The 4,710-nt window shown below is 59.7% G+C and carries 3 protein-coding genes and 2 pseudogenes; 2 read left to right on the top strand and 3 right to left on the bottom strand.

The genetic code is table 11. The features are described from left to right. Positions 1–375 (bottom strand): annotated as a pseudogene (locus ACLP2E_RS21040) (FMN-binding glutamate synthase family protein); the annotation flags it as partial. Between the two features lie 365 nt (positions 376–740). On the opposite strand from ACLP2E_RS21040, the gene ACLP2E_RS21035 reads away from it, so the two are divergent. Continuing rightward, positions 741–1,733, top strand: a complete 993-nt coding sequence (locus ACLP2E_RS21035; protein ID WP_442467012.1) for a LysR family transcriptional regulator — start codon at positions 741–743, stop codon at positions 1,731–1,733. 78 nt (positions 1,734–1,811) lie between these two features. On the opposite strand, the gene ACLP2E_RS21030 is transcribed toward ACLP2E_RS21035, so the two are convergent. Further along, entirely contained in the window at positions 1,812–2,036 is a 225-nt protein-coding gene (locus ACLP2E_RS21030; protein WP_442467011.1) for a hypothetical protein, read from the bottom strand. Between the two features lie 274 nt (positions 2,037–2,310). Here ACLP2E_RS21030 and ACLP2E_RS21025 point away from each other — a divergent pair. Then, a pseudogene (locus ACLP2E_RS21025) lies at positions 2,311–2,453 on the top strand (IS3 family transposase); the annotation flags it as partial. A 1,164-nt stretch (positions 2,454–3,617) separates the two neighbouring features. On the opposite strand, the gene ACLP2E_RS21020 reads toward ACLP2E_RS21025, so the two are convergent. Further along, on the bottom strand, positions 3,618–4,710 hold a 1,093-nt coding region (locus ACLP2E_RS21020; RefSeq protein WP_442467010.1), incomplete at its 5' end, for an NAD(P)/FAD-dependent oxidoreductase.

The raw sequence follows: 4,710 nt of genomic DNA, 5'->3' as shown, positions 1-4,710 counted from the left end.
TTTTTCGAGCGTCGGATAGGGACAGTTCACGAAGATCGGGGTGCCCGCCTCCTTGATATATTTGGTCGAGCCGAAGGCGACGGTGGAGTCGCAGTCCTTGGAGGCTCTTTCGACCCAATTGCGCTCGGCGCGGTTGAAGGGCAGTTCCTCGCGGTCCATGGCGAAAAAATATTGCCGGAAGAATTCGCCCAGAGCGCTGAATACATACCGCATATGGCCGATGAGCGGGTAATTTCGTAAAATGGCGTCGCGGCTTTGCATCCGGTCGAGCAAAAAGACGCCGAGCGCGAGCAGCACGCAGCATAAAAAGGCGAACACAAACAGCGTCGACAGGAAATCGAGCGTTTTCATCACCGAGGACGCGATAAGTGTCATGGGCGGACAACCTTCATCATTCAAAAAGGGGACGACAAATCGTTCGGTTTGCGGCATCTGTCCGAGCACCACTGCCGCCACCACATGCGATCCGGCCTCCGACTACAGCGCGAAACCCGTCTCGCACTTTCCTGTTCGCCTGAAGACGGAGGATGTTACAAACAATGAGCGGGAAGATCGCAACCGCCCGACGAAACTGCCTTGAACTGCACGAAGTGCCGGCATGCCGAGGGTCGGCTGTGAGTTTGTTTTGTGGAACCCCTGACCATTGTTCGCGTTTCCGAGCTAGCGCCAGCTAAAACCACAGCTTCTACGCGCGCCTCTTTCCTCGATCGCTATGAAGCGGGGCTTCGTCGGGGACGCTCATGGAAATGCATCAGATCCGTTACTTCCTCGCCGTTGCGGAAGAGCTGAATTTCACGCGCGCGGCGGACAGGTGCCATGTGGCGCAGCCGTCATTGACGCGCGCCATCAAGCTATTGGAGGAAGAATTGGGCGGCGCCCTGTTTCACCGCGAGCGCGCCAACACGCACTTGACCGAACTTGGCCGATCCGTGCAACCACACCTCCAAGACGCTTTTGTTCAATCAGACGTCGCCAAGCGCATCGCTCATAATTTCAAGACACTGAAAAAATTAAATCTCAAACTCGGCATCATGTGCACAATAGCGCCGGCCGAACTGGTCGGTCTGATCGGCGCCATCCGAACCCGCCACCCCGGCATAGAGGTGGAAATGGTCGACGCAAGCGCGCGCGAACTCAACGACAAACTTCTCGACGGCGAAATCGACGTCGCGATTTACTGTCTTCCCGCCGATGAGGTCTCGGACAAACTCCTCCTGCGGCCGCTATTTTGCGAAAGGATGATGATCGTCTTGCATCCTGAGCATAAGCTCGCGATGCGGAACGCTGTTCGTGTCATCGATTTGGACGGCGAGAGTTACGTCAACCGTGCGAAGTGCGAGTTCAGAGGCTATGTCGGCGGGTTTTTCCATGAACACGGAGCCAGTTGCGAGGTCGTGTTCCGCAGTGAACGCGATGACTGGGTCTTGGCCATGATAGCGTCCGGCCAGGGATTCGGCTTCATGCCCGAGAATTGTGTCTCAAATGCCGGCGTTGTGACGCGCCCGCTGATCAATCCGGAAATATGGCGCGAGGTTAACCTCGTTACCATACGCGGCCGCCCGCATTCGCCTGCGGTCGCGGCGCTCGTCAAGGAGGCGACGCGGATCGACTGGAGAGGCGACCCGACGCTGCCGCCGAACACGCCGCCTGACTCGGCGGTTGTGATCGGACGCGCCGCGCGTGTTTCGGCGCCGCTTCCGGACTGTAGCGGAGCCGCATCCAAGCCATGCTGAAGCGGTTCATCGCTGCATCGGCCAGAGCCGCCCGGCATTGTCGCAACAAGCCGCAGCGAGCCCCGGCCGCGCCGCGTCTCAGCGAACGGGGCAAAATCCGAAAACCCTTTGCCCATCGCAGTCGTTAGCGACGCTGCCGCCCTGGTAAAGGCTCTGGAAGCTGGCCGGATTAGCCGTCGTCGTGGACGTGTGGCGCACGATCCCGGCGTCGGCACGGTGGTGACGATGGACAGAGTCGGCATTGGCTCCATTTGAAGCAAGTCCCGCGGCGGCAAGCGCGGCGATGGCGAATAGCGTTTTCATATTCCGATCCTCTCTATGGTTCAGCAGCTTGGGACAATTCCCTTCTGCGCGAGCCATTTGGCCATAGGATCCGGTGGATTTGAAATATCGGCTCACAATAGGTTCGATAGCCTGGAGCTATCGCTCGGACCGCCAGAAGATTGGCTCTTCTTCGACGGGACAACATTCGAGGATCGGCAATTGGCCAAGAGACGGTCGACAACTAATGAACTGCGCAGAGTTTGCCGGAGGCTCCAACTTCTGAGAAAGTGGAGCCATCATCGACGCCTAAGGCCGCCCGATTGTCGACTGGCGGGCGAGCCGGACGGCGCTGCGGGCTTTGTGCTCGACGCGTGGGAGCAGGTCCTGCACGACCGCCGGCCCGTCCATTGCGGCGGCCTCGTGCACCACAGCGACCGCGGCAGCCAGTACGTCTCAGGTTTGGAAGGTTCGGTCTGAGATGATTCACCATTTCCGAATGCTGCAAAAGAAAACGCCCGCCAGTGCGTCCGTGGCGGGCGTCTGCCTCATGCTGTGCAAGGACGGGCCTGGACCAGCTGAGACCGGGGTGAACTTATTTTTCAGGCTATCGCCTATTGGGTCAGGACGGCGCAATCGGCAGCAATTAACGCAACTTATCCCAAACAATTCGCCACCGGTTGTTAATTTATTGAAGCGCGCACTGTGGCGCGAGGGCCGGCCTTTTTGAAGGCGTCTACGGCGATTGAGCGCAAGAAAAGCCGGTCAAAAGGATTATTGTCGTCATAGCATTGATCGCGATCGAGCGAGGACAGGATTTCAGATGCGAGAAATTCGCCTCCGCGCTCCGGATCGATAGCAAAGCCGAATCGGCCCAAGCTGGCGCGCGCGCGCTCGTAATCCCATACACATTGGGGTGCGTCGCTTTTCGCTTCAAACGCGTCAACGACATAGGTCGGGCGGATCGTGATCTGCATTGTCGCGGCCTCTCATCACCAAAGCCATTTGCAATCCCATTTGGCCATAGGGGCCGGTGGATTTGAAATATCGGCTCGCAATGGGTTCGATAGCTTGCCGCTATCTCTCGGACCGTCGGGGGATTGGCCCATCTTTCCCATCCGATCCAAACAACAATCCAGGATCGGCTACTCGCTAAGAAAGGGGCGACAACAGAAGCCCGACTGAGAGCGGTGTTCTTAGTTTTATCCTGATTGGTGTTGGATTTTGCGCGCCCGCGCCGCCTCGGCTTTCAGAATCTCCCTTTCCGATGGTTCCTCGCCCTGCGGGGGCTTGCGCTGCTGCTGCCGCCGTCCCGCCTACGAGCGATTGGCTATTGCCTCAAAAGGCGCGGAGCCAGTTCCGGCTAGGCTTCGGCGCAATCTCATCTGCGACGGATGGATGCGCGGTCACCGTCGGAGCGATGACGCTCGCCAACTTGCGCCACTCCTCGGCGCCTTCGCCGTACGGAAGCGGTCGCCCATGGCTCCCAGAAGATGAATCGCCGCCTCGAATAGGACAGGCGGGAGCGTTGGGCTGTCCGGCTTGGCGATTTCGACGCTTGTCCTGCGAACGAGGCTAATTAACGGCAGGAGGCTCGAAGGCTCCAAAAACAAAGCCTCCTGATTACAATTCCTTACTCTTGGTAAAGCGGAAATGGGTGATGTCCGCCGGAAAGAACATGCCCCAAGTCCACTCCGCGAATATCCTGAGTTTACGACCGAAAGTTGGCATTTGTGCAAGATAATACGCCCGCCACAACAGCCAGGCGGGAAGACCGGTGAGGGACAGGCCGAAAACCCGCGCGACCCCGTTCAAATGTCCCACCGTCGCCAGCGACCCGCGCTCGCGATAACGAAACGGTTCCGTCGGCTTGCCGCCGAGGCTGAGCAGGAGATTACGCGCCAGATGCCGTCCCTGGCGCACCGCGAATTGAGCCGTCGGCGGGCACGGGGCGCTGTCATGGGCGTTGACGGCGAGCGCGCAATCGCCCAGGGCCCAGACGCCGGGATGCCCTGCCACCGAAAGATCCGGATTGACCACGATACGGCCACGTTCGACGGGCAGCCCCATGGTGGCGATCAATGGATTCGGCATCGTCCCGATGGTCGAGATGACGCTGGCGCCCTCGATCCGCTCGCCCGTATCGAGCGCAACGCAGGACGCCGAAGCTTCGACGGCGCGCACGCCGAGCTTCAGTTCGACGCCGCGTCGCCGCAGCGATCTGGCGGCGGCCTCCCCGAGGCTCTCGGGCAGTTCAGGCAGAAGTCGCTCACGATCCTGGATCAAGGTGACGCGGATCAAATCCATATCGGCGCGCGGATAATAGCCGCCGATGCTTTCCAGGCAGTCGATCAGCGCCCCCAGTTCGACACCGGAAAATCCGCCGCCGATGACGATGAAACTGCCCAGAAGCGCGCGCGCGTCCCGGTCGGCCTCCAGTTCCATCCGCGCGATGCGCCGCAACGTCGTATTGCGGATTTCCAGCGCATCGCCAATGGTTTTTAGTGGCAGCGCATGGTCGGCGAGGCCGGGAACGAAATCGGTTCGCGCTCGTGAGCCAAACGCGAGCACAAGGTGATCGAACGGGAATCGACGTTCGCCCGAAAGCGAATCGCAGATGACTTCATGGCGATCCCAGTCCACGCCTTGCACCCGCCCCATAACGAAGCGGCAGCGATCGGTCTGTTTCAGAACCTGCCGAAGCGGCGCGACGACA

This window comes from Rhodoblastus sp., assembly GCF_052145335.1.
Taxonomy (GTDB): domain Bacteria; phylum Pseudomonadota; class Alphaproteobacteria; order Rhizobiales; family Beijerinckiaceae; genus Rhodoblastus.
This window is presented reverse-complemented; position numbering and strand designations above follow the sequence as displayed.

Coding starts and splice junctions, on each gene's coding strand:
- ACLP2E_RS21035 (WP_442467012.1), top strand. CDS start 741: ATGGAAATGCATCAGATCCGTTACTTCCTCGCCGTTGCGGAAGAGCTG.
- ACLP2E_RS21030 (WP_442467011.1), bottom strand. CDS start 2,036: ATGAAAACGCTATTCGCCATCGCCGCGCTTGCCGCCGCGGGACTTGCT.